19 protein-coding genes are annotated in these 24566 nt (G+C 64.8%); 4 read left to right on the top strand and 15 right to left on the bottom strand.

The window, feature by feature from the left end; all coding sequences use genetic code 11:
- Positions 1-71: 71 nt before the first annotated feature.
- The 7 genes from rpsA to mtnA form a co-directional block, all read right to left on the bottom strand.
- Complete coding sequence (rpsA, locus tag IAE37_RS27400) at positions 72-1748, bottom strand: 30S ribosomal protein S1 (RefSeq protein ID WP_201178584.1); 1677 nt, start codon at positions 1746-1748, stop codon at positions 72-74.
- A gap of 124 nt (positions 1749-1872) precedes the next feature.
- Entirely contained in the window at positions 1873-2559 is a 687-nt protein-coding gene (cmk, locus tag IAE37_RS27395; protein ID WP_201178583.1) for a (d)CMP kinase, read from the bottom strand.
- On the bottom strand, positions 2556-4763 hold the full coding sequence (locus tag IAE37_RS27390; protein ID WP_328822780.1) for a bifunctional prephenate dehydrogenase/3-phosphoshikimate 1-carboxyvinyltransferase: 2208 nt from the start codon (positions 4761-4763) through the stop codon (positions 2556-2558). Before IAE37_RS27390 ends, cmk begins: the two co-directional genes overlap by 4 nt.
- Positions 4764-4956: 193 nt before the next feature.
- The gene (pheA, locus tag IAE37_RS27385) at positions 4957-6051 is read right to left on the bottom strand and encodes a prephenate dehydratase (RefSeq protein ID WP_201178581.1); all 1095 of its coding nucleotides are present in this window, start codon (positions 6049-6051) and stop codon (positions 4957-4959) included.
- Positions 6051-7136, bottom strand: coding sequence for a 3-phosphoserine/phosphohydroxythreonine transaminase (gene serC, locus IAE37_RS27380; protein ID WP_201178580.1), 1086 nt, complete (start codon positions 7134-7136; stop codon positions 6051-6053). The genes pheA and serC overlap by 1 nt, the downstream gene beginning before the upstream one ends.
- A 206-nt stretch (positions 7137-7342) precedes the next feature.
- Positions 7343-10105 carry a DNA gyrase subunit A gene (gyrA, locus tag IAE37_RS27375; RefSeq protein ID WP_201178579.1) on the bottom strand — a complete coding sequence of 921 codons (2763 nt, stop codon included), beginning with the start codon at positions 10103-10105 and terminating at the stop codon, positions 7343-7345.
- A 358-nt stretch (positions 10106-10463) separates the two neighbouring features.
- On the bottom strand, positions 10464-11540 hold the full coding sequence (mtnA, locus tag IAE37_RS27370) for an S-methyl-5-thioribose-1-phosphate isomerase (protein WP_201178578.1): 1077 nt from the start codon (positions 11538-11540) through the stop codon (positions 10464-10466).
- 111 nt (positions 11541-11651) lie between these two features.
- On the opposite strand from mtnA, the gene ubiG reads away from it, so the two are divergent.
- The 3 genes from ubiG (at position 11652) to IAE37_RS27355 (ending at position 13920) form a co-directional block, all read left to right on the top strand.
- The gene (ubiG, locus tag IAE37_RS27365; RefSeq protein ID WP_201178577.1) at positions 11652-12350 is read left to right on the top strand and encodes a bifunctional 2-polyprenyl-6-hydroxyphenol methylase/3-demethylubiquinol 3-O-methyltransferase UbiG; all 699 of its coding nucleotides are present in this window, start codon (positions 11652-11654) and stop codon (positions 12348-12350) included.
- A gap of 2 nt (positions 12351-12352) precedes the next feature.
- Entirely contained in the window at positions 12353-13024 is a 672-nt protein-coding gene (gene mupP, locus IAE37_RS27360; RefSeq protein ID WP_201178576.1) for an N-acetylmuramic acid 6-phosphate phosphatase MupP, read from the top strand.
- A gap of 155 nt (positions 13025-13179) precedes the next feature.
- Entirely contained in the window at positions 13180-13920 is a 741-nt protein-coding gene (locus IAE37_RS27355; RefSeq protein WP_201178575.1) for a YciK family oxidoreductase, read from the top strand.
- Between the two features lie 119 nt (positions 13921-14039).
- On the opposite strand, the gene IAE37_RS27350 is transcribed toward IAE37_RS27355, so the two are convergent.
- From IAE37_RS27350 to IAE37_RS27320, 7 genes are all read right to left on the bottom strand, one after another.
- Positions 14040-14825, bottom strand: a complete 786-nt coding sequence (locus tag IAE37_RS27350) for a TenA family transcriptional regulator (protein WP_201178574.1) — start codon at positions 14823-14825, stop codon at positions 14040-14042.
- Between the two features lie 36 nt (positions 14826-14861).
- Positions 14862-17318, bottom strand: coding sequence for an EAL domain-containing protein (locus IAE37_RS27345; protein ID WP_201178573.1), 2457 nt, complete (start codon positions 17316-17318; stop codon positions 14862-14864).
- A 131-nt stretch (positions 17319-17449) separates the two neighbouring features.
- Entirely contained in the window at positions 17450-19282 is a 1833-nt protein-coding gene (locus tag IAE37_RS27340) for an ABC transporter ATP-binding protein (protein WP_201178572.1), read from the bottom strand.
- Positions 19275-19907, bottom strand: a complete 633-nt coding sequence (locus IAE37_RS27335; protein ID WP_201178571.1) for a DsbA family protein — start codon at positions 19905-19907, stop codon at positions 19275-19277. Before IAE37_RS27335 ends, IAE37_RS27340 begins: the two co-directional genes overlap by 8 nt.
- A 3-nt stretch (positions 19908-19910) precedes the next feature.
- The gene (trhO, locus tag IAE37_RS27330; protein ID WP_201178570.1) at positions 19911-20843 is read right to left on the bottom strand and encodes an oxygen-dependent tRNA uridine(34) hydroxylase TrhO; all 933 of its coding nucleotides are present in this window, start codon (positions 20841-20843) and stop codon (positions 19911-19913) included.
- Between the two features lie 109 nt (positions 20844-20952).
- Positions 20953-21249: a BolA family protein gene (locus IAE37_RS27325; protein ID WP_201178569.1), complete on the bottom strand. Its 297-nt coding sequence runs from the start codon at positions 21247-21249 to the stop codon at positions 20953-20955.
- A 10-nt stretch (positions 21250-21259) separates the two neighbouring features.
- A complete protein-coding gene (locus IAE37_RS27320) occupies positions 21260-21784 on the bottom strand; it encodes a DUF2059 domain-containing protein (protein WP_201178568.1) in 525 nt (174 codons plus the stop codon).
- Between the two features lie 153 nt (positions 21785-21937).
- Between IAE37_RS27320 and IAE37_RS27315 the strand changes: the two genes are divergently transcribed.
- The gene (locus tag IAE37_RS27315; protein ID WP_201178567.1) at positions 21938-23332 is read left to right on the top strand and encodes a class II fumarate hydratase; all 1395 of its coding nucleotides are present in this window, start codon (positions 21938-21940) and stop codon (positions 23330-23332) included.
- 106 nt (positions 23333-23438) lie between these two features.
- Here IAE37_RS27315 and IAE37_RS27310 read toward each other — a convergent pair whose 3' ends face one another.
- Entirely contained in the window at positions 23439-24392 is a 954-nt protein-coding gene (locus tag IAE37_RS27310; protein ID WP_201178566.1) for a DMT family transporter, read from the bottom strand.
- Positions 24393-24566: the final 174 nt, after the last annotated feature.

Here is a 24566-nt window from a genome sequence, read left to right as displayed (position 1 = left end):
CACCCGCCCGGAACACGGCCCAAAAAAAAGGGCGACCCGAAGGCCACCCCTTTTTACCGATCAAACAGAACTCAGTTCTGCTTGGCCATAGCTTCGCGCAGCAGCGCGGCCATGGTGGTGTCGGCAGCCGCTTCCGGAGCGTTTTTCAGGCTCTGGATGGCTTCACGCTCTTCAGCGTCGTCTTTCGACTTGATCGACAGGCTGATGACGCGCGATTTGCGGTCAACGCTGATGATCTTGGCTTCGATCTCTTCGCCTTCCTTCAGGACGTTACGCGCGTCTTCAACGCGGTCACGGCTGATTTCGGAAGCTTTCAGAGTGGCTTCGATGTCGTCGGCCAGGGTGACGATTGCACCTTTGGCGTCAACTTCTTTCACGATGCCCTTGACGATAGCGCCCTTGTCGTTGACAGCAACGAAGTTGGAGAACGGATCGTCTTCCAGCTGCTTGATGCCCAGGGAGATGCGCTCGCGCTCTGGGTCGACCGACAGGATGACGGTTTCCAGCTCGTCGCCCTTCTTGAAACGACGTACGGCTTCTTCGCCAGTTTCGTTCCAGGAGATGTCGGACAGGTGAACCAGACCGTCGATGCCGCCTTCCAGGCCGATGAAGATACCGAAGTCGGTGATCGACTTGATGGTACCGGTGATCTTGTCACCCTTGTTGAACTGGCCGGAGAAGTCTTCCCATGGGTTGGATTTGCACTGCTTGATACCCAGGGAGATACGACGACGCTCTTCGTCGATGTCCAGAACCATGACTTCCACTTCGTCGCCAACCTGAACGACTTTCGACGGGTGGATGTTCTTGTTGGTCCAGTCCATTTCGGAAACGTGTACCAGACCTTCAACGCCTTCTTCCAGCTCAGCGAAGCAGCCGTAGTCGGTCAGGTTGGTAACGCGAGCCTGTACGCGAGTACCTTCTGGGTAGCGCGAAGTGATAGCGACCCACGGATCTTCGCCCATCTGCTTCAGACCCAGGGAAACGCGGTTGCGCTCACGGTCGAACTTCAGGACGCGAACGTCGACTTCGTCACCAACGTTGACGATTTCCGACGGGTGCTTGATGCGCTTCCAAGCCATGTCGGTGATGTGCAGCAGGCCGTCGATACCGCCCAGGTCCACGAATGCGCCGTAGTCGGTGAGGTTCTTGACGATACCTTTGACTTGCTGGCCTTCCTGCAGGGTTTCCAGCAGGGCTTCGCGCTCGGCGGAGTTCTCGGCTTCCAGCACGCTGCGACGGGAAACGACAACGTTGTTGCGCTTCTGGTCCAGCTTGATGACCTTGAATTCCAGCTCTTTGCCTTCGAGGTGGGTGGTGTCGCGCACTGGGCGGACATCAACCAGGGAGCCCGGCAGGAACGCACGGATGCCGTTAACGTCGACAGTGAAGCCGCCCTTAACCTTACCGTTGATAACGCCCTTGACCACTTCTTCGGCGGCGAAAGCTGCTTCCAGAACAATCCAGCACTCGGCGCGCTTGGCTTTTTCACGGGACAGTTTGGTTTCGCCAAAGCCGTCTTCGACCGCGTCCAGCGCAACGTGAACTTCGTCACCGACCTTGATGGTCAGCTCGCCAGCTTCGTTGTAGAACTGCTCGAGCGGGATGACGCCCTCGGACTTCAGGCCAGCGTGTACGGTAACCCAGTCGCCGTCGATGTCGACAACGATACCGGAGATGATGGCACCCGGCTGAAGATTGAGGGTTTTCAGGCTTTCTTCAAAGAGTTCTGCAAAGCTTTCGCTCATTTTAATTCCTGTAGATTCGGGCGAAACAGACGCCCATCGCCACATTCCAGACAATGTGGGTTTGTTTTAAGTAAAGGAAAGCCTGCAGGACGTTGACTGGTGCCCCTGCATGCTTTCCTGGCTATCAGAGCAGATCGCGCTGGGCGAGCTCGCTCCTGATACGTTGCAACACCTGCTCGATGGACAACTCCGTGGAATCCAACTGGATGGCATCGGCCGCTGGCTTCAGCGGGGCCACCGCACGCTGGGTATCGCGCTCATCACGCGCACGAATCTCATCTAGCAGACTCGACAGACTAACATCTTCGCCCTTGCCCTTCAACTGGAGGTAGCGGCGGCGGGCACGCTCTTCGGCGCTGGCGGTGAGGAAGACCTTCAATGGCGCGTCCGGGAACACCACGGTGCCCATATCGCGACCGTCTGCGATCAAACCTGGCATTTCCCGGAATGCCCGCTGACGGCCCAGCAGCGCATCACGCACTGCCGGCAGCGAAGCGACCATCGAAGCACCGGCGCCGACGGTTTCGGTACGGATGACCTGGCTGACGTCTTCGCCTTCAAGGATGGTCTGTTGAAGCTTACCGGGCTGGGCGGCGATGAACTGCACATCCAGATGGGCGGCGAGCTTGGTCAGCAGCTCTTCATTGGTCAGGTCAACGCCGTGGTTGTTGGCGTTGAAGGCCAACAACCGATAAAGCGCGCCTGAATCCAGCAGGTGCCAACCGAGCTCGCGGGCCAGCAAGCCGGCGACCGTGCCTTTGCCCGAACCGCTTGGGCCGTCGATGGTGATGACCGGTGCCTGGGTATTCACGCTTTGCCCTCTTCGGCGACGCGGATGCCGACTTCGGCGCACAGGGCGAGGAAGTTCGGGAACGAGGTGGCGACGTTGGCGCAGTCATGGATGCGGATCGGCGCGCTGGCGCGCAGCGAGGCGACGCTGAAGGCCATGGCGATGCGGTGGTCGCCGTGGCCGTGCACTTCGCCGCCGCCGATCTGGCCGCCGTCGATGATGATGCCGTCCGGGGTCGGCTCGCACTTCACGCCCAGGGTGATCAGGCCGTCAGCCATCACCTGGATGCGGTCCGATTCCTTGACCCGCAGTTCTTCGGCGCCACGCAGTACGGTGCGGCCCTCGGCGCATGCGGCGGCGACGAACAGTACCGGGAATTCATCGATGGCCAGCGGCACCAGGGCCTCGGGGATCTCGATGCCCTTGAGCTGGGTGCCACGCACGCGCAGGTCGGCCACTGGCTCGCCGCCGACTTCACGCTGGTTCTCCAGGGTGATGTCGCCGCCCATCAGGCGCAGGATGTCGATCACGCCAGTACGGGTCGGGTTGATGCCGACGTGCTCGAGCACCAGTTCCGAGCCCTGGGCGATCGAGGCGGCCACCAGGAAGAAGGCCGCCGACGAGATGTCTGCTGGCACTTCGATACGGGTAGCAGTGAGCTTGCCACCGGCCTGCAGCGAGGCGACCGGACCGTTGCTCTGCACCGCGTAGCCGAAGCCACGCAGCATGCGCTCGGTGTGGTCGCGGGTCGGGGCCGGTTCGGTGACGGTGGTGGTGCCTTCGGCGTACAGGCCAGCCAACAGCAGGCAGGATTTGACCTGGGCACTGGCCATCGGCAGCGTGTAGTCCAGCGCCTTGAGCTTGTGGCCGCCACGAATGGTCAGCGGCGGACGGCCGTCGGGGCCGGTCTCGACCACGGCGCCCATCTCGCGCAGCGGGTTGGCCACGCGGTTCATCGGGCGCTTGGACAGCGAAGCGTCGCCGGTCATGGTGACGTCGAACGGCTGACCGGCCAGCAGGCCGGAGAGCAGGCGCATCGAGGTGCCGGAGTTGCCGACGTACAGCGGGCCGGGTGGCGGCTTGAGGCCGTGCAGGCCAACACCGTGAATGGTCACGCGGCCGTGGTTGGGGCCTTCGATGACCACGCCCATGTCGCGGAAGGCCTGCAGGGTCGCCAGGGCATCCTCGCCTTCGAGGAAGCCTTCGACCTCGGTGGTGCCTTCGGCCAGCGAGCCGAGCATGATCGAGCGGTGGGAAATCGACTTGTCGCCAGGTACGCGGATCCGTCCGGACACGCGGCCACCCGGTTGGGCCAGGAAAATCAGATCGTTGGCGTTCATAGCGTCCACATAGGCCCGGCGGGCCAGGATTTTACTGAAATGCTCGCGGGCAACCCGTGCGCGGGTGAATACACCCAGCAGCTGGTGCCCGTCCCCTGCATCGACCGCGTCGCGCAAGGCGTCGAGATCGCTGCGAAATGTGTCCAGGGTACGCAGGACGGCCTCGCGGTTGGCGAGGAAGATATCGTGCCACATGGTCGGATCGCTGCCGGCGATTCGGGTGAAATCGCGAAAGCCACCCGCAGCGTACCGGAAGATCTCCAGGTTTTCATTGCGCTTGGCCAGCGAATCGACCAAGCCGAAGGCCAGCAGATGCGGCAAGTGGCTGGTGGCGGCCAGGACTTCGTCGTGACGCTCCACCGGCATGTGCTCCACATCGGCGTCCAGCGCGCGCCACAGGCGGTCGACCAGGGCCAGGGCGGCCGGGTCGGTTTCCGCGAGCGGCGTGAGGATGACCTTGTGGCGGCGGAACAGCGTGGCGTTGGAGGCCTCTACTCCACTCTGCTCGGAGCCGGCGATCGGGTGGCCAGGCACGAAGCGCGGCAGGCTGGCGCCGAACACTTCGCGGGCGGCGCGCACCACGTTGCCCTTGGCGCTGCCGACGTCGGTGATGACGGCGTGGCCAAGATCGAGCGCGGCCAGACGGGCCAATACCTTTTCCATGGCCAGGATCGGCACGGCCAACTGGATCACGTCGGCGCCGACGCAGGCGGCGGCGAGGTCTTCTTCGCAGCGGTCGACCACGCCGAGGGCCACGGCCTGCTTGCGCGACGGGGCGTCGAGGTCGACACCGACCACTTCGCGGCACAGGCCGCTTTCACGCAGGCCCTTGGCGAACGAGCCGCCGATCAGGCCGAGGCCGACCACCACCAGGCGGTCGATGATTGGCGCGGATTTGGTTTTTGCGGCATTTACCACGGGTGTGGACCTTGTTCAGAAATCAGGACAGTCTGGGAGGCCCAATGGGGCTGCGTTGCAGCCCTTCGCGGGCAAGCCCGCTCCCACAGATGGTCTTGCACATTATCTGTGGGAGCGGGCTTGCCCGCGAAGAGGCGCGAAGCGGCTCCAGGGGCACCGATCAAAGCACTGCCTTCGGATACGACCCCAGCACCTTCAGCGCCACGGCCTCCTGGCTGATCTTCTCCAGCACCGCCTTGATCAGCGGGTCGCGGTGGTGGCCGACGAAGTCGATGAAGAACACGTAGGTCCATTTACCACTGCGCGACGGACGGGTCTCGATGCGGGTGAGGTCGATGCCGTTGTCGTGGAACGGCACCAGCAGCTCGTGCAGGGCACCGGGCTTGTTGCTCATCGACACGATGATCGAGGTCTTGTCGTCACCGGTCGGCGGCACTTCCTGGTTGCCGATCATCAGGAAGCGCGTGGAGTTGTCCGGGCGGTCCTCGATCTTCTCGGCCAGGCGGGTCAGGCCGTACAGGTTGGCCGCCATATCGCCGGCGATGGCGGCCGAATTCCACTCGCCCTTCACCCGCTTGGCTGCCTCGGCATTGCTCGAGACCGCCACGCGCTCGACGTTCGGGTAGTGCGCGTCCAGCCACTTGCGGCACTGGGCCAGGGACTGGGCGTGGGAGTAGATACGGGTGATGCTGTCGGTCTTGGTGTTCTCGCCCACCAGCAGGTGATGGTGGATGCGCAGCTCGACCTCGCCACAGATGACCATGTCGTGCTCGAGGAAGCTGTCGAGGGTGTGGCTGACCGCACCTTCGGTGGAGTTTTCCACCGGCACCACGCCGAAGTTGACGGCACCGGCCGCCACTTCGCGGAACACTTCGTCGATGGCTGCCATCGGACGGCTGATCACGGCGTGGCCGAAGTGCTTCATGGCCGCGGCCTGGGTGAAGGTACCCTCGGGGCCGAGGTAAGCGACCTTGAGCGGCTCTTCCAGGGCCAGGCACGAAGACATGATCTCGCGGAACAACCGCGCCATCTCTTCGTTGCCCAGCGGGCCCTTGTTGCGCTCCATCACGCGCTTGAGCACGGCAGCTTCGCGCTCGGGGCGGTAGAACACCGGCTTCTCGCCTTCGGCCAGCTCGGCGGTCTTGACCCGAGCCACTTCCTGGGCGCAGCGGGCGCGATCACTGATCAGCTCGAGGATCTTCTCGTCGAGGCTGTCGATGCGCACGCGCAGTGCCTTGAGTTCCTGTTCAGCCATCAGCCGTGCTCCTTCTCGAATTCCGCCATGTAGCCGACCAGTGCTTCGACGGCTTCCAGGCCCAGGGCGTTGTAGATGGATGCACGCATACCGCCCACCGAGCGGTGGCCCTTGAGGTTGAGCAGACCACGGGCATCGGCGCCGGCCAGGAAGGCCTTGTCCAGGCGCTCGTCGGCCAGGCGGAACGGCACGTTCATCCACGAACGGGCGTTGTGGCTGATCGGGTTGGTGTAGAACTCGCTGGCATCGATGAAGCCGTACAGGCGGTCCTTCTTGGCGCGATTGCGCTGCTCCATGGCCTCGACGCCGCCCTGCTCCTTCAGCCACTCGAACACCAGGCCCGAGAGGTACCAGGAGTAGGTGGCCGGGGTGTTGTACATGGAGCCGTTATCGGCGGCGACCTTGTAGTCGAGCATGGTCGGGCAGTGGCTGCGGGCGTGGCCGATCAGGTCTTCACGGACGATCACCACCACCAGGCCACTCGGGCCGATGTTCTTCTGCGCGCCGGCGTAGATCATGCCGAACTGCGAGACATCGATCGGGCGCGAGAGGATGTCGGACGACATGTCGACCACCAGCGGCACATCACCGGTCTCGGGCACCCAGTCGAACTGCAGGCCGCCGATGGTCTCGTTGGACGCATAGTGGACGTAGGCCGCGTTCTGGGTCAGTTTCCACTCGTTCTGGCCAGGGATGGCCAGGTAGTCGTAGGGCTTGGCGCTGGCGGCGACGTTGACGTGGCCGAAGCGGCGCGCTTCCTCGATGGCCTTCTTCGACCAGATACCGGTCTCGACGTAGTCGGCGGTGCCGTTTTCCGGCAGCAGGTTCAGCGGGATCTCGGCGAACTGCTGGCTGGCGCCGCCCTGCAGGAACAGGACCTTGTAGTTGGAGGGGACGGACAGCAGGTCACGCAGGTCCTGCTCGGCCTTCTCGGCGATGGCCACGTAGTCGTCGCTGCGATGGCTCATCTCCATCACCGACAGGCCATTGCCGCGCCAGTCCAGCATTTCGGCCTGGGCACGCTGCAACACAGCGTCGGGAAGCGCGGCAGGGCCTGCGCAGAAGTTAAAGGCTCGTTTGCTCACATCCACTCTCGCTCTAAACAGAACAAAACCATTGCATGGGGTTTGCAGTGCCCTGTGGGAGCGGGCTTGCCCGCGAACACCGGCAAAGCCGGTGCCATCCACCACAGCGCCTGCTTCGCGGGCAAGCCCGCTCCCACAGGGCCTGGCTTTACCCGCCGTTATCAGTCAAACGGGGCGACCTTGGTCGCCCCGTCCGGGTTGTTGCATTACTCTTGCGGGGCCTCTTCGGCACCTGCAGCTTCATCGTCTGGCGCGTCGGCCTCGACGCCCTCCTCGTCTCCTTCGATGGCCTCATCGAATTCGTCCTCGGACGGCTCCTGGATACGCTCCAGGCCTACCAGTGTCTCATCGGTGGCCAGCTTGATCAGCGTCACGCCCTGGGTGTTGCGGCCCAGGCTGGACACTTCGCCGACCCGCGTGCGCACCAGGGTGCCCTGGTCGGAGATCAGCATGATCTCCTCGCCTTCCTGCACCTGGATGGCACCGATCAGCAGACCGTTGCGCCCCTTGGTGCCCATGGCGATCACGCCCTGGCCGCCACGGCCGCGACGCGGGAACTTGGACAGCGGGGTACGCTTGCCGAAGCCACGCTCGGAGGCGGTGAGGATCTGCGCGCCGGACTCGGGGATCAGCATCGAGATGATCTGCTGACCTTTGCCCAGTTTCATGCCCCGTACACCGCGGGCGGTACGGCCCATTTCACGGACCACGCTCTCGGCGAAGCGGATCACCTTGCCGGCGTCGGAGAACATCATGACTTCCTTGGCGCCGTCGGTGATGGCTGCGGCGATCAGGGTGTCACCTTCCTTGAGTTTCAAGGCGATCAGGCCATTGGAACGCGGACGGGCGAACTGCACCAGCGGGGTCTTCTTGACAGTACCGGAAGCGGTGGCCATGAAGATATACGCGCCGGTCGGCTCGGCCACCCACTCAGGGGTGTCGCCGTCTTCTTCGTCGATTTCTTCCGCTTCGACGATTTCGCCTTCGATCACGCCGTCATCGCCATCCTCCAGCTCTTCGTCCGGGTCGGCGCTCTGCTGCAGGGCCTCGAGGTCGATCTGCAGCATGGCGGTGATGCGCTCACCCTCCTCCAGCGGCAGCAGGTTGACCAGCGGGCGGCCACGGGCGGCGCGGGACGCTTCGGGAATGTCGTAGGTCTTGAGCCAGTAAACCTTGCCCTTGCTGGAGAACAGCAGCAGGGTGGCGTGGCTGTTGGCGACCAGCAGGTGCTCGATGTAGTCCTCGTCCTTCACGCCGGTAGCCGACTTGCCCTTGCCACCACGGCGCTGGGCCTGGTAGGCGGACAGCGGTTGGGTCTTGGCATAGCCGCCGTGGGAGATGGTCACCACGCGCTCTTCTTCCGGGATCATGTCGCCGTAGTTGAGGTCGTGACGGGCATCGAGGATTTCGGTACGACGGGCATCGCCGTACTCGGCACGGATCGCTTCGAGCTCTTCGCGGATCACTTCCATCAGGCGCTGGGCGCTGTTGAGGATGCGGATGAGTTCGCCGATCTGCTCGAGGATTTCCTGGTACTCGGCCAGCAGCTTCTCGTGCTCCAGGCCGGTCAGGCGGTGCAGGCGCAGGTCGAGGATGGCCTGGGCCTGTTCCGGTGACAGGTAATACTTGCCGTCACGCAGGCCGTACTGCTCGGGAAGGTCTTGCGGGCGGCAGGACTCGGCGCCGGCGCGCTCGACCATGACCTGCACGGCACTGGATTCCCAGGCCTTGGCGATCAGGGCTTCCTTGGCTTCGGACGGGGTCGGCGAGGCCTTGATCAGGGCGATGACCGGGTCGATGTTGGACAGCGCGACCGCCTGGCCTTCGAGGATGTGGCCACGCTCGCGGGCCTTGCGCAGCTCGAACACGGTACGGCGCGTGACCACTTCGCGGCGGTGACGGACGAACGCTTCGAGCAGGTCCTTGAGGTTGAGCAGGCGCGGGCGACCGTCGATGAGGGCGACCACGTTGATACCGAACACGCTCTGCAGCTGGGTTTGCTGGTAGAGGTTGTTCAGCACCACCTCCGGCACCTCGCCGCGACGCAGCTCGATGACGATGCGCATGCCGTCCTTGTCGGACTCGTCGCGCAGCTCGGTGATGCCTTCGATCTTCTTCTCTTTGACCAGTTCGGCGATCTTCTCGATCAGCCGCGCCTTGTTCAGCTGGTACGGCAGCTCGGTGACGACGATCTGCTGGCGGCCACCGACCTTGTCGATGTCTTCGATCGTGGAGCGGGCACGCATGTAGATGCGGCCACGGCCGGTACGGTAGGCCTCGATGATGCCCTGGCGACCGTTGATCATGCCCGCGGTCGGGAAGTCCGGACCTGGGATGTACTGCATCAGCTCGTCGACGGTGACTTCGGGGTTGTCGATCAGCGCCAGGCAGCCGTCGATGACCTCGCCGAGGTTGTGCGGCGGGATGTTGGTCGCCATGCCCACGGCGATGCCGCTGGAACCGTTGACCAGCAGGTTGGGGATGCGGGTCGGCATGACCGCCGGGATCTGCTCGGTGCCGTCGTAGTTCGGTACCCAGTCAACCGTTTCCTTGTGCAGGTCGGCCAGCAGTTCGTGGGCCAGCTTGGCCATGCGCACTTCGGTGTATCGCATGGCCGCGGCGTTGTCGCCGTCCACCGAACCGAAGTTGCCCTGGCCGTCGACCAACAGGTAACGCAGCGAGAACGGCTGGGCCATACGCACGATGGTGTCGTAGACCGCAGTGTCGCCGTGCGGGTGGTACTTACCGATGACGTCACCGACCACACGGGCGGACTTCTTGTACGGCTTGTTCCAGTCGTTGCCCAGTTCGCTCATCGCATAGAGAACGCGGCGATGCACGGGCTTCAAGCCGTCACGCGCATCGGGCAGCGCTCGCCCGACAATCACGCTCATCGCGTAGTCGAGGTAAGACTGTCTCAGTTCGTCTTCGATATTGACCGGGAGGATTTCTTTGGCCAGTTCGCCCATGAGAAGCCTGATTCCTTTTTCTGGTGAAACTTCGCAGCCTCCATCAAGGGCCGAACGAAGCTCGCCGCCGCAACGCAGAAGGGTGCGACGACTTACGACAAATCAATGAGTTGTGCCATGGATCTGCGCAATGAAGGCCGCCGTCGTGGGCGGTCTTGGAAACTGCCGGATGTTATCACAAAGGCGGTGCGGGTGGGGAGATATGGCGGTTGGGCTCGGGCCGGTGCCGGGCATCGAAATTTCTGCGGCTGTGCCGGCCCTTTCGCGGGCAAGCCCGCACAGGAGATCGCTGATCCCAGGTTCGGCGTTGTCCGTGTAGGAGCGGGCTTGCCCGCGAAGGGGCCGGCACAGGCAACGATCAATGCAACCGCTTGCGACACATCAACTGCGCCAGCTTGGCGGTATCCGGCCGCTCGACGATACCGCGCTCGGTCACGATCACGTCGACCAGGTCGGCCGGGGTCACGTCGAATACCGGATTGAACACCTCGACATCCGCCGCCACGCGGGTCCCGGCAACGTCCAGCAACTCATCGGCAGCGCGCTCTTCGAGGGGAATGTCCTCGCCACTGGCCAGGTTCAGGTCGATGCTGGTGCTCGGTGCCACCACCATGAAGCGCACGCCATGGTGCATGGCGCTGACCGCCAGCTGGTAGGTGCCGATCTTGCTCGCCACGTCGCCATTGGCGGCAATGCAGTCGGCACCCACCACCACCCAGGTGATGCCCTTGGTCTTCATCAGGTGGGCCAGCGCCGAATCGGCGCACAAGGTCACCGGGATGCCCTCGTTGGCCAGCTCCCAGGCGGTCAGGCGCGAACCTTGCAGCCAGGGCCGGGTTTCGCCGGCATACACGCGCTCGACCATGCCCTCGAGGAAGCCCGCGCGGATCACCCCCAGGGCCGTGCCGAAGCCGCCGCTGGCCAGCGCACCGGCGTTGCCATAGGTCAGCAGGGCCTGCTGGTTGCCCTGGTGCCGGCGAATCAGCTCGATACCGTGCTGGGCCATGGTCAGGTTGGCCTCGCGGTCGCTCTCGTGGATGGCCACCGCCTCGGCCTCCAGCACCGCCAGCACGTCGTCTTCCGGGCGCACGCGCTGCAGGCGTTCGCGCATGCGGTTGAGCGCCCAGAACAGGTTGGCGGCGGTGGGGCGCGCCTCGGCCAGGCTGAGGAAGTCATCTTCCAGGTCCAGCTCCCAGTCGCCGCCCTGGGCCAGGCGCTCCTCGAGGGCCAGCACCAGGCCATAGGCCGCGGCGATGCCGATGGCGGCGGCGCCGCGCACGGCCATGTCACGAATGGCCACGACCACCTGCGTAACATCGTCGCAGGTCAGCCAGCGCTCTTGCGCCGGCAGCAGACGCTGGTCGAGCAGGTGCAGGCAGCCGTCGTGCCAGCGAATGCCGGTCACCTTCTCCGCCGCCAAAAGTTGCTCGCGCATCGCCTCTCCCCGTCGTTCGCACATTAAAAGCCGGCGATTATAGCGACCCTGCGCCGCAGACGCTCGGGTATACTGCGCACCTTTGAAGTACAAGTTCCCGAGGACTGTTCAATGAGCAACGTCGACCACGCCGAAATCGCCAAGTTCGAGGCCCTGGCCCACCGCTGGTGGGACCGCGAGAGCGAGTTCAAGCCGCTGCACGAGATCAACCCGCTGCGCGTCAACTGGATCGACGAGCGCGTCGGTCTGGCCGGCAAGAAAGTGCTCGACGTCGGCTGTGGCGGCGGCATCCTCAGCGAATCCATGGCCCTGCGTGGCGCCAGTGTCACCGGCATCGACATGGGCGAGGCGCCGCTCGCCGTGGCCCAGTTGCACCAACTGGAGTCCGGCGTGCAGGTCGAGTACCGGCAGATCACCGCCGAGGCCCTGGCCGAGGAAATGCCTGGGCAGTTCGACGTGGTCACCTGCCTGGAGATGCTCGAGCACGTGCCCGACCCGTCCTCGGTGATCCGCGCCTGCTACCGCATGGTCAAGCCGGGCGGCCAGGTGTTCTTCTCGACCATCAACCGCAACCCCAAGGCCTACCTGCTGGCCATCATCGGCGCCGAGTACATCCTCAAGATGCTGCCGCGCGGCACCCACGACTTCAAGAAATTCATCCGCCCGTCCGAGCTGGGCGCCTGGAGCCGCGTCGCCGGCCTCGAGGTCAAGGACATCATCGGCCTGACCTACAACCCGCTGACCAAGCACTACAAGCTCAGCAGCGACGTCGACGTCAACTACATGATCCAGACCCTGCGCGAGGAATGAGCATGCGCTTGCGAGCAGTACTCTTCGACATGGACGGCACCCTGCTCGACACGGCGCCGGACTTCATCGCCATCTGCCAGGCGATGCTCGCCGACCGCGGCCTGCCGCCGGTGGACGACGAACTGATCCGCGGCGTGATCTCGGGCGGCGCACGCGCCATGGTCGCCACCACCTTCGCCATGGACCCGGACGCCGAGGGCTTCGAGGCCCTGCGCCTGGAGTTCCTCGAGCGCTACCAGCGCGACTGCGCGGTGCACAGCAAGCTGTTCGACGGCATGGCCGAGCTGCTCAGCGACATCGAGAAAGGCAACCTGATCTGGGGCGTGGTCACCAACAAGCCGGTGCGCTTCGCCGAACCGATCATGCAGCGCCTGGGCCTGGCCGAACGTTCCGCCTTGCTCATCTGCCCGGACCACGTGAAGAACAGCAAGCCCGACCCCGAGCCGCTGACCCTGGCCTGTACCACCCTCAACCTGGACCCGGCCAGCGTCCTGTTCGTCGGCGACGACCTGCGCGACATCGAGTCGGGGCGCGGCGCCGGCACCCGTACGGCAGCGGTGCGCTACGGCTATATTCATCCACAGGACAACCCGAACAACTGGGGCGCCGACGTGGTGGTGGACCACCCGCTGGACCTGCGCAAGGTGATCGACAGCGCGCTGTGCGGTTGCTGACATGCCGAACCCCGGCACTGCGCCACCCCTGTAGGAGCGGGTTTACCCGCGAATGCGATTGATCAGGCATCGAGATCGCCTGGACTGGCGAATTCGCGGGTAAACCCGCTCCTACAGGGGACGGCGCCGCGCCCATGAACTCGAAGGACCTCCCCATGTACGACTACACCGCCCGCCCCGACCTGCTCAAGGGCCGGGTCATCCTGGTCACCGGCGCCGGCCGTGGCATCGGCGCCGCAGCCGCCAAGGCCTATGCCGCCCTGGGCGCCACCGTGCTGCTGCTGGGCAAGACCGAAGCCAACCTCAACGAGGTCTACGACCAGATCGAGGCCGCCGGGCACCCGCAGCCCGTGGTGATCCCGTTCAACCTGGAAACCGCCCTGCCGCACCAGTACGACGAGCTGGCAGTGATGATCGAGGAGCAGTTCGGCCGCCTCGACGGCCTGCTCAACAACGCCTCGATCATCGGCCCCCGTACACCGCTGGAACAGCTTTCCGGCGACAACTTCATGCGTGTGATGCACATCAACGTCGATGCCACCTTCATGCTCACCAGCACCCTGCTGCCGCTGCTCAAGCTCTCGGAGGACGCTTCGGTGGTGTTCACCTCCAGCAGTGTCGGGCGCAAGGGCCGGGCCTACTGGGGCGCGTACGGGGTGTCTAAGTTCGCCACCGAGGGGCTGATGCAGACCCTCGCCGACGAGCTCGAAGGCGTGGCGCCGGTGCGCTCCAACAGCATCAACCCCGGGGCCACGCGCACCGCGATGCGCGCGCAGGCCTACCCGAGCGAGAATCCGCAGAACAATCCGCTGCCTGAAGAGATCATGCCGGTGTATCTGTACCTGATGGGGCCGGATAGCACTGGGGTGAATGGGCAGGCGTTTAACGCGCAGTAGGATTTCTACTGCCTGTGCCGGCCTCTTCGCGGGTAAACCCGCTCCTACAGGGGGCCCGTTTGTGGGGCCTCTGTAGGAGCGGGTTTACCCGCGAAGAGGCCGGCACAGGCACCCCACAATCAGCCCGCCGCCAACGCCGCCCTCGCCCGGCCCACCTGGCGCCCCTCGATCTGCATGCACCGCTCCAAAAACAGGTACATGCAGTCATAGCTCTTGCACACCGCCTTGCGCAGTTCGTTGCGCAGCCCCTGGCTCGGGTTTTCGCCGGCCAGCGTGCAGATGATCTCCAGCGCCTCCCACGGGTGGGCATCGTCGTACTGGGCATGCATGCGCAGCCACTTCATGGCGCGCTTGCGCCCGTCCTCGGGAAAGCCCTGGGCATAGCTGTCGGACTCACAGACCACCGCCGACCACTCCCCCGTCGCCCCTTCGATGGCGTAGTTGGTGGCGGCCATGGCAATCGCCAGCGATTCTGTGCTGCACACCCGCCAGCACCAGTCGTTGAGCCCATTGAGCTCCGGTGGCACGTCCTGCGCTTGCAGGTCGTGCAGGCTCACGCCATGGGCCTGGCACCAGTGCACCCAGTAGTCGGCATGGTTGAGTTCGACGCGGATGTTGCGCATCAGCCAGCGCCGCGCCATGTCCTCGCCCGGGTGGCGGGCATAGCGGGTCTTGGTCAGGTTGTGCGCCATGTACAGGGAAAACTGCTCGACCACCGGCCAGCCACCGATCAGGTACTGGCGGATGGTGGCCGGTTTGAGCTGGCCTTCGCGCAGGCGTTGGTAGAACTCATGCTCTACCACCCTGCGCTTGCCCTGGCTGCAGTCTTCGATCAACTGTTGCGCCCATTGGGGGTAACTGGCGGGGTCCATCAGCGGTCCGATACGAACGAATGCGTCAATCACTTTCAGCTCCTTGATCCTTGTGATCTGGCGGCGTTGTCAGCGGAAGGTTCCCGGTGCCCGGTGCAGCAGCGGCCGTGACGCGATCCGTTGGCGTTGCAGGCTGTCGGTGGTGAACAGCTGAGGGCGCTCTATCAGGTAGCCCTGGGCGTAGTCCACGCCAATCTCCTGCAAAGCCTGTTCTATCAGGGGTGTTTCGACGAACTCGGCGATGGTCCGTTTGCCCATGACATGGCCGATGTGGTTGATCACCTCGACCATGGCTCGATTGATTGGATCATCGAGCATATCTTTGACAAAACTTCCGTCGATCTTCAAGAAATCGACAGGCAAATGCTTCAAATAAGCGAATGACGACATTCCGGCACAGAAGTCGTCCAGCGAGAACCTGCAGCCCAGCCCCTTCAATTCGTTGATGAAGCGGATGGCGCTGCCGAGGTTGGCGATGGCGCTGGTTTCGGTGATCTCGAAGCAGATCATGCGCGGCGGGATGGCGTACTCGACGAACAGGCGCTGCAGGTAGTCGAGGAACATGTCGTCGCCGATGCTCGCGCCGGACAGGTTGATCGCACACATCGACAGCGGCCCTTCGCGATCCTGGTCCAGGCACTCGCGAATCACCTGGAAGACATTGCGCACCACCCAGCGGTCGATGGCGGTCATCAGGCCGAAGCGCTCGGCTGCCGGGATGAAACTGCCCGGCAAGATGGTGCGGCCGTTTTCGTCCTGCAGGCGCAGCAGGATCTCGATATGCCCGGCGCCCTCGTGGGGCCTGAGCGCGGCGATCTCCTGGGCATACAGGCAGAAGCGGTTTTCCTCCAGGGCCACGTGCAGGCGCTGGATCCAGGCCATTTCGCCAAACCGGGTAGACAGCTCGCTGTCGTCGTCGTGGTACACCTGCACCCGGTTGCGGCCCTTCTCCTTGGCCAGGTAGCAGGCCATGTCGGCGGCGCGCAGCGAGCCTTCGAGGGTGCTGGGCAGTTGCGCCAGATGCACCAGGCCGATGCTCACGGTGGTCACGAAGGGGCGCCCCTTCCACACGAAATGCAGGCTCTGCACGGTCTGGCGCAGTTGCTCGGCAATACGTTCGGCCTGCTCCGGTGGGCAGTTTTCCACCAGCACACCGAACTCGTCACCGCCCAGGCGCGCCAGCGTGTCGCTCTCACGCAGGCATGATTGCAGTACCGCGCAAATGTGCCGCAGCAATTCGTCGCCGGCGGCATGGCCGCAGGTGTCGTTGACCAGCTTGAACTGGTCGAGGTCGAGGAACATCAGCGAGTGTCGCCCGGCCTGGCGCGCCAGGGCATTGAGTGCCTGTTCCAGGCGATACTCGAACTCGCGGCGGTTGGCCAGGCCGGTCAGGGCGTCGTGGGTGGCTTGCCACGACAGGTTGGCGATGTACTGGCGTTCCTGGGTCATGTCGTGCAGCACCAGGACGGTACCGGCGACCTGCCCCTGGTTGAGGATGGGTGAGCCCACCAGGTTGACCGAGACCGTGCTGCCATCCAGGCGCTGGATCAGCCGGGCCTGTTCGGCGCCGCCGTTGAGGGTGCCGCCGAGCACCTGCTCCACCAGGCTGGCGCTGCTGTCGCGAGCCTGCTCGTCGACCAGGCTGAACAGCGCCGCCAGTGGCAGCCCCTGGGCCTGGCCGGCGTGCCAGTGGGTCAGTTGCTCGGCGGCGGGGTTCATGTAGCCGATGTAACCGTGCACATCGGTGGTGATCACTGCATCGCCGATGGCCTGCAAGGTGATCTGCGCCCGCTCTTTTTCTTCCTGCAGGGCGCTGGCGAAGGCCTGGCGCTGGGCCAGCAGCTTGCTCGAACGACGCCAGGCGATGGCGATGAGGAACAGCGCGGTCAACAGGTTGATCGTCAGGAGCAGGCGCAGGAGCAACCGCGAACCCTCGCCCAGGGCATCGCTGAAGGCCTTGGCCGCCGGGGTGACGCCATCGTCGATGGCGACGATGCGCGCCTTCCAGCCCGCCACATCGGCCGCCTCGACCTGGCCCGTAGCGATACGCTGGCGCATCTCGCCGGCCAGCAGGTCGAGCTGGCGCAGGTAGCCGTCGCCGATCTCCCAGTACTGGATCGCCGTCTGCACATAGCTGACCTGGCGGAAATGCCGGTAGAACCAGATGATCCGTTCGACGTCATCGGGGTGGTTGCCGCCTTGCAGCACGGCCTGGCGGGCCGCCTCGAGGTCGGGGCTGGACTGTTCGAGCACCACGCGCATCTCACGGTCGCCCTGGGGCACGCTGATGGCCTGGCGATAGCGCTGGTAGGTGCGCTCGTCACGGCTGTCGGCGTACAGGCTGAGGTAGTGGATGGCGTCCTTCTGGGCCTTGGACCAAAGGCTTTCGCCGGCGACATAGGCGCGCACGGCAGATAATGCATAGAGGCTGATGCTGCCCAGCAGCACCTGGAATACCACGACCGCGACAAAGGGCCAGATGATGCCCAGCAGCTTTGGCGCTTCGAGAGTCCGATTTCCCTTCATGTATTCCCTGTCGCAGAGTAGATAAGACACGGATCGACCCAGACAAGCAAAGCGTAGGCGATTTGCCATCGGCGCGGAGGGATTTTAGAAGGGATATTTGGCCGAACCCTGCGGCCCAGGTGCCGCCGACCTCAGCTCTGCTGCAAATGCCCGTACAACTTGGCGTACAGCCCGCCTTCGGCGATCAGTTGCTGGTGCCCGCCGTCTTCGGCCACGCGGCCGCCATCGAACACCAGCACCCGATCGGCCTGCTTCACCGCCGACAGCCGGTGGGCGATGATCAAGGTGGTGCGGCCACTGAGAAAACGCGCCAGGGCCTGGTGCAGGTTGTACTCGGTGGCCGCATCGAGCGCCGAGGTGGCTTCGTCGAGGATCACCACCTTGGGCTCGGCCAGCACCATGCGAGCGATGGCCAGGCGTTGCCGCTGGCCGCCCGACAGGCGCACGCCGGAACGCCCGACCACGCTGTCCAGGCCCTGCGGCAAGGCGCCGATGGTGGCGTCGAGCTGGGCGATGCGCAGCGCCTCCCAGCAGGCTTCGTCGCTGCTGTCGCGGCCCATGGTCAGGTTGGCGCGCACCGTGTCGTTGAAAAGCGACGGATGCTGCAACACCACGGCGACATTCTCGCGCAAGGTCTCCAGGCCGATTTCCTGCAGGCTCGCACCGCCGAAGCGGATGGTCCCGGCCTGGGCGCTGTACAGGCCCAGCAGCAACTGCACCAGGGTGCTCTTGCCACCGCCGCTGGCACCGACGATCGCCACCTTCTCGCCAGGGGCAATCGCCAGGTCGAGGTGTTCGAGCACCGGTTCGTCGGCGTAGGCGAAGCTCAGGTCGCGCACCTCGATGCCCACCGTGGCGCGGCCGGCGAACGGGTCGCTGGCGGCCGGGTACTGCGGCTCGTCGGCACGCGCCAGCAACTCGTTGAGCCGGCTCAAGGCGCCACCGGCGGCGTAGTAGGCGTATTGCAGGTTGAGCAGTTGCTCCACCGGGCCGATCATGAACCACAGGTAGCTGAACACCGCCAGCATCTGGCCGATGGACAGGTCGGAAAACAGCACGGTGAGCATGGCCGCAGCGCGGAAGATATCGATGCCGAACTGGAACAACAGGCCACTGGCGCGGCCGCTGGCATCGCTCTTCCATTGCGAGTCGACGGCATAGTCGCGCACTTCGCGGGCGCGCAGGCCCAGGCGGCCGAGGAAATAGCCCTGGCGGTTGCCGGCGCGGATCTCCTGGATGGCATCGAGGGTTTCGGCCAGGGCCTGGGTAAAGCGCGAGGTGCTGTCGTTTTCGAGCTTCTTCAGGTGCTTGACGCGCTTGCCCAACTGCACGGTGAAGTAGATCACCAACGGGTTGAACAGCAGGATCAACAACGCCAGCTTCCAGTGCATCCAGATCAGGATCGCCGCCGTGCCGGTCAGGGTGAGCATGGCCACCAGGAAGCGGCTGAGGGTTTCGCCGACGAACTTGTCGAGGGTGTCCAGGTCGGTGACCAGGTGGGTGGTCACGGTGCCGCTGCCCAGGCTCTCGTATTCCTTGAGCGAAATGCGCTTGAGGCGCTCGATCAGGCGCACCCGCAGGCGGTACACGATGTCCTTGGCCAGGCCCGCGAACAGCTTGGCCTGCACCACGTTGAAGGCCAGCGCGGCCAGGCGCAGGCACAAGGTGAGCACGAGCATCAGGCCGATATAGCCGACCGGCGCCTGCCAGGCGCTGGGCAGCAGGTGGTTCATCCACTTCAGCGCGGCATCGCCGTGGCCGAGCAGCACTTCATCGACCAGCAACGGCAGCAGCAACGGGATCGGCACACTGCAGCAGGCCGCGAGCACGGCCACCAGGTTGGCGGTCCACAGGTGCTTCTTGTGATGCAACGCCAGGCGACGGATCTGCGCCCAGCTCAGGCGGTCGGACACGGCAGCGGGCTTCCCCGGCACAGGGTCTGGCGACCCCGGCACATCAAGCACAGGCGGCCTGCTGCAGCCAGCGGCCAAGCAACGGTTGCAGGCGCTCAAGCGGCTGGTAGCCGTTGGTCAGCAAGGCCAGCTGGCCGTTGCGTTCGGCCAGCAAGGTCGGAAAACCGGCGATGCCCAGGCCCTGCACCCAGCTGAAATCGGCTGCGGTGGCGGCGCGGGTATCGGCACGGGCAAAGGCCTCGGCGAAGGTGGCACGGTCGAAGCCGGCCTGTTCGGCCAGGTCGACCAGTTGCGGCGCCGTGGTCACGTCCAGGCCCTGCTCATAGAAACTGCGCTGGATCAGCGCCAGCAACGGCCATACGCGCTCGGCCTCGAGGCCACGCGCCGCCACCAGGGCACGGCAGGCCGGCTCGGTGTCGTAGACGAAGCCGTCGGGCATGGCGCCGTCGAAACGGAACGGCTGGCCGGTAGCCTCTGCCACGGCCTGCCAATGTTCGAGGATGTACTTGCGGGTGGAGGCATCCAGGGCACTGCCACCACTGCGCAGGCCGCCAGGCACCAGGTGCGTGGGCACGCCGGCGTCACGCGCCTGGGCGATCAGGGCGGTGGCCACCGGCGCGAATCCCCAGCACCAGGAGCACATCGGGTCCATCACATAGATCAGGCGCGTGGACATGCATCAAGCCTCGGCTTTGTAGTTGTAGCCAATCGGGTGCGGCAGGTTGCGGGCCTTGGCCAGCTCGATCTGCTTCTGCCGGTCGATGGCGCTGCGCCGGGTCTTCTCGCTCAGGGTGTCCCAGCAGTGCGGGCAGCTCACGCCTGGCGAGTAGTGCTCGGACGCGCGATCGGCGGCGTCGACCGGATGGCGGCAGGCATGGCACTGGTCGTACTCGCCCTCGCTGAGGTCATGGCGCACCGTCACGCGGTTGTCGAAGACGAAGCAGTCGCCGTCCCACAGGCTCTCTTCCTGGGGCACTTCCTCGAAGTACTTGAGGATGCCACCTTTAAGATGATAGACCGCTTCGAAGCCCTCACCGAGCATGTAGCTCGAGGCTTTTTCGCAGCGAATGCCGCCAGTGCAGAACATGGCGACCTTCTTGTGCTTGCTCGGGTCGAAATTGGCCTTGATGTACTCGGGGAACTCGCGGAAGGTCTCGGTCTTGGGGTCGACCGCGCCCTTGAAGGTGCCGATGGCCACTTCATAGTCGTTGCGGGTGTCGATCAGCAGCACTTCCGGGTCGCTGATCAGGGCGTTCCAGTCCTTGGCCTCGACGTAGGTGCCGACCTGCTGGTTGGGGTCCACGCCTGGCACGCCGAGGGTGACGATCTCTTTCTTGAGCTTGACCTTGGTGCGGTAGAACGGCTGTTCGTCGCAGTACGATTCCTTGTGGTCGACATCGACCAGGCGCGGGTCGTTGCGCAGCCAGGCGAGCAGCGCGTCGATACCTTCGCGGGTGGCCGAAACGGTGCCGTTGATGCCTTCGTTGGCCAGCAGCAGGGTGCCCTTGACGCCATTGTCGAGCATGGCCTTGAGCAGCGGTTCGCGCAGTTCGACGTAGTCTTCCAGGGTGACGAACTTGTACAGCGCCGCGACGACGATCGGTTGGGACATGAAGCGATATCTCCAGGTGGTTGCCCTCGTAAGGGGCGGACCGGATTGACAAATAAAAACGCGCCGACAGGCGGCGCGTTGGGCATTCTACCAGAACGACGGAAAGGATTCAGTGCCCGCCGCCGGCGCACACCGGCGATGCCGGCGCAGCGCCCACCTGGGCCCACTCCTCGGGGGTATAGGTGTGGATGGCCAAGGCATGGATCTGCCCCATCAGCTCGCCCATGGTGGCGTAGACCTTCTGATGGCGCTTGACGCTATTGAGCGCGGCGAACTGCTCGCTGACGATCACCGCCTTGTAGTGAGTCTCCTGGCCACGGCTGTGCATGTGGCTTTCGTCCAGCACTTCAAGGTGTTGCGGGGCCAGCGCGGCCAATTGCTGCTCGATGCGTTGCTGCATGGTCATCGGGGGTCACTCACTTCTTGGCCGGGGCGGCGGCCTTGCCGGCGTTCGGGTCGAGTTCCTTGGTCATGTCCTCGAGCAGCTTGTTCACCACCGGTACCGCAGGCTCCAGGCTCTGCTGGGTCAGCTGGGCCGACTGCTGGGTGACCTTGGGCATTTCACGCAGGACTTTCTTGCCCAGCGGCGACTCGTAGAACTTGACCAGGTCCTTGAGCTCTTGCTCGGTGAAGCTCTGGGTGTACAGGTCGACCATTTTCGGCTTGAGCTTGTTCCAGCCAATGGCGCTGTCCAGCGCCGCGTTGGCCTTGGCCTGGTAGCTCTCGAGCACCGATTGCTTGGAGGCCGGGGCCTTGGTCTGGGCGAAACGCTGGGCGAACATCTGCTGGACCTGCATGTACACCGGGGTACCCAGCTTGTCGGCATTGGCCAGGGTCAGGAATTTCTCGGCGGCAGCGTTGTGGCTGGCGGTGGCAGCGAGGACCTGGCCGCTGGCACAGGCCAGGGCGACGGCAGCACAGAGGACACGGAGACGGGTCATTGCATTTCCTTCAGAAGAGGGAGGCGGGTACCTCAGAGACGAGCATTCTGCGCCGTGGTGGCGAAGTGCTCAAGTGGCACGACATGCGATTGAACCGCATTGTCGAATCAGGGCCTAAACTGCGATTTCGGACACTTAAGGAGTGAGCGCAGCATGAGCCGTATCGAGACAGACAGCCTGGGCCCGGTCGAAGTTCCTGAGGACGCCTACTGGGGTGCCCAGACCCAGCGTTCGCTGATCAACTTCGCCATCGGCAAGGAGCGCATGCCGCTCGCGGTGCTGCACGCCCTGGCGCTGGTGAAGAAGGCCGCTGCCAGGGTCAACGACCGCAATGGCGACCTGCCTGCCGACATCGCCCGGCTGATCGAGCAAGCCGCCGACGAAGTGCTCGACGGCCAGCACGACGACCAGTTCCCGCTGGTGGTGTGGCAGACCGGCAGCGGCACCCAGAGCAACATGAACGTCAACGAGGTGATCGCCGGGCGCGCCAACGAGCTGGCAGGCAAGGGCCGCGGCGGCAAGACGCCGGTGCACCCCAACGACCACGTCAACCGCTCGCAGAGCTCCAACGACTGCTTCCCCACCGCCATGCACATCGCCGCTGCCCAGGCGGTTCACGACCAGTTGCTGCCGGCGATCGCCGAACTGTCGTCGGGGCTGGCCGAGCTGTCGGCGCGCCACCACCAGTTGGTCAAGACTGGCCGCACGCACATGATGGACGCCACGCCAATCACCTTCGGCCAGGAGGTCTCGGCCTTCGTCGCCCAGCTCGACTACGCCCAGCGGGCCATCCGCGCCACCCTGCCGGCGGTGTGCGAGCTGGCGCAGGGTGGCACGGCGGTGGGCACCGGGCTCAATGCCCCGCACGGTTTCGCCGAAGCGATCGCCGCCGAGCTGGCGGCGCTGTCCGGGCTGCCGTTCGTCACCGCGCCGAACAAGTTCGCCGCCCTCGCCGGCCACGAGCCGCTGACCAGCCTGGCCGGTGCCTTGAAGACCCTGGCGGTGGCGCTGATGAAGATCGCCAACGACCTGCGCCTGCTCGGCTCCGGCCCACGCGCCGGGCTGGCCGAGGTACGCCTGCCGGCGAACGAGCCGGGCAGCTCGATCATGCCGGGCAAGGTCAACCCGACCCAGTGCGAGGCGTTGTCGATGCTGGCCTGTCAGGTGCTGGGCAACGATGCGGCCATCGGTTTTGCCGCGAGCCAGGGCCATTTGCAGCTGAACGTGTTCAAGCCGGTGATCATCCACAACCTGCTGCAATCGATCACCCTGCTCGCCGATGGCTGCCGCAACTTCCAGCAGCACTGCGTGGCCGGTATCGAGCCGGATGCCGAGCAGATGGCGGCGCACCTTGAGCGTGGGCTGATGCTGGTGACGGCGCTCAATCCGCACATCGGTTACGACAAGGCGGCGGAGATTGCCAAGAAGGCGTATGGCGAGGGCAAGACCTTGCGTGAGGCTGCCTTGGAGTTGAAGTACCTGACTAATGAACAGTTCGACCAGTGGGTGCGGCCGGAGAACATGTTGGCGCCGGGGGGCAAGGGTTGAGGGATTTATAGGCAGGACCGGCCTCTTCGCGGGTAAACCCGCTCCTACAGAGGATCGCCTACCCCTGTAGGAGCGGGTTTACCCGCGAAGAGGCCAGCACAGACAATCACCGAACCTGCGCCCGCCGCGCCCGCCACCCGGCCACCAACGAAGGCCCCAGCGCCACCAGCGCCGACCCCAGCACCACCGTCACCGCCCCCAGGTACCCCAGGGCATTGAGCCCCTCGGCCTGCACATAGTCGGGCCACACCCAGGCCGCCCCAGCCACCGCCACCAGGGTCACCAACGGCGTCAACGCCAGGGTCGCGCTCACTCGCGATGCCTCCCAGTGCGCCAGGGCCTCGGCGAAGGCGCCATAGGCCACCAGGGTATTCAGGCAACAGGCCAGCAGCAGCCAGCCCTGCACCGGGGTCAGTTGCAAGGCCTCCAGCGGGTGCACCCAGGGCGTGAGCAGTAGTGCGCAGCACAGGTAGATCACCATCATCACCTGCTGCGAATGCCACACCGTCAGTAACTGCTTCTGGCTCAGGGCGTAGAACACCCAGATGCTGGTCGCCAGGACGATGGTCAGCACCCCGGTGGTGTAGGTGCCCAGCGAGGTCAGCAACTCGTCCAGGCGCTGGTTGAAGAACAAGCCGAAGCCGCACAGCAGCACCAGCAGGCCGATGCCCTGCCCCAGGCTGAAGCGCTCCTTGAACACGAACACGCTCGCCACCAGCAACAGCACCGGGCCAAGCTGCACCACCAGTTGCGCGGTGCCAGGGCTGAGCAGGTTGAGGCCGACCAGGTACAACACGTAATTGCCCATCAGGCCACACACGGCCACCGCCACCAGGGCCTTGCCCCTGCGCCCCAGCGCCTTTGCCGATGGCAACCGCCGGTTGGCGCCCAGCCAGGCCAGCAACAGGCCACCGGACACCAGCAAGCGATACCAGGTGACGGTGATCGGGTCCATGACTTGCAGCACCTGTTTGAGCTTGATCGGCAGGATGCCCCAGAGCAGCGCGGTCAGAAGTGCCAGCAGCAGGCCATGGATCCAGCGCCCGGAAGTGATGTGCATAGTGCCCTCTTTTTGGCCCGTGGTGGGGGTGGGCCGATTCTAAGGGCTTGGAGGGGTGGAACGGGGGAAAATGCCGGGAAAAGAATTCATCAGGTCATTCCCTGGGGGCATGGGTGCCTGTGCCGGGCGCGAAGCGGGGAACCCCCCGCCCCCCCCGGGGGGCCCGCACCCGAG

The sequence above is a fragment of the Pseudomonas sp. S31 genome (assembly GCF_016648105.1).
Taxonomy (GTDB): domain Bacteria; phylum Pseudomonadota; class Gammaproteobacteria; order Pseudomonadales; family Pseudomonadaceae; genus Aquipseudomonas.
The sequence above is the reverse complement of the archived record's forward strand: the minus strand, read 5'-3'. Positions and strand labels throughout refer to the sequence as shown.

What these genes read in the sequence shown, in the direction of transcription:
- rpsA (WP_201178584.1), bottom strand. Translation starts at nt 1,748, where the DNA reads ATGAGCGAAAGCTTTGCAGAACTCTTTGAAGAAAGCCTGAAAACCCTC.
- pheA (WP_201178581.1), bottom strand. Translation starts at nt 6,051, where the DNA reads ATGGCTGAACAGGAACTCAAGGCACTGCGCGTGCGCATCGACAGCCTC.
- gyrA (WP_201178579.1), bottom strand. Translation starts at nt 10,105, where the DNA reads ATGGGCGAACTGGCCAAAGAAATCCTCCCGGTCAATATCGAAGACGAA.
- mtnA (WP_201178578.1), bottom strand. Translation starts at nt 11,540, where the DNA reads ATGCGCGAGCAACTTTTGGCGGCGGAGAAGGTGACCGGCATTCGCTGG.
- ubiG (WP_201178577.1), top strand. Translation starts at nt 11,652, where the DNA reads ATGAGCAACGTCGACCACGCCGAAATCGCCAAGTTCGAGGCCCTGGCC.
- mupP (WP_201178576.1), top strand. Translation starts at nt 12,353, where the DNA reads ATGCGCTTGCGAGCAGTACTCTTCGACATGGACGGCACCCTGCTCGAC.
- IAE37_RS27355 (WP_201178575.1), top strand. Translation starts at nt 13,180, where the DNA reads ATGTACGACTACACCGCCCGCCCCGACCTGCTCAAGGGCCGGGTCATC.
- IAE37_RS27345 (WP_201178573.1), bottom strand. Translation starts at nt 17,318, where the DNA reads ATGAAGGGAAATCGGACTCTCGAAGCGCCAAAGCTGCTGGGCATCATC.
- IAE37_RS27335 (WP_201178571.1), bottom strand. Translation starts at nt 19,907, where the DNA reads ATGTCCACGCGCCTGATCTATGTGATGGACCCGATGTGCTCCTGGTGC.
- trhO (WP_201178570.1), bottom strand. Translation starts at nt 20,843, where the DNA reads ATGTCCCAACCGATCGTCGTCGCGGCGCTGTACAAGTTCGTCACCCTG.
- IAE37_RS27325 (WP_201178569.1), bottom strand. Translation starts at nt 21,249, where the DNA reads ATGACCATGCAGCAACGCATCGAGCAGCAATTGGCCGCGCTGGCCCCG.
- IAE37_RS27320 (WP_201178568.1), bottom strand. Translation starts at nt 21,784, where the DNA reads ATGACCCGTCTCCGTGTCCTCTGTGCTGCCGTCGCCCTGGCCTGTGCC.
- IAE37_RS27315 (WP_201178567.1), top strand. Translation starts at nt 21,938, where the DNA reads ATGAGCCGTATCGAGACAGACAGCCTGGGCCCGGTCGAAGTTCCTGAG.
- IAE37_RS27310 (WP_201178566.1), bottom strand. Translation starts at nt 24,392, where the DNA reads ATGCACATCACTTCCGGGCGCTGGATCCATGGCCTGCTGCTGGCACTT.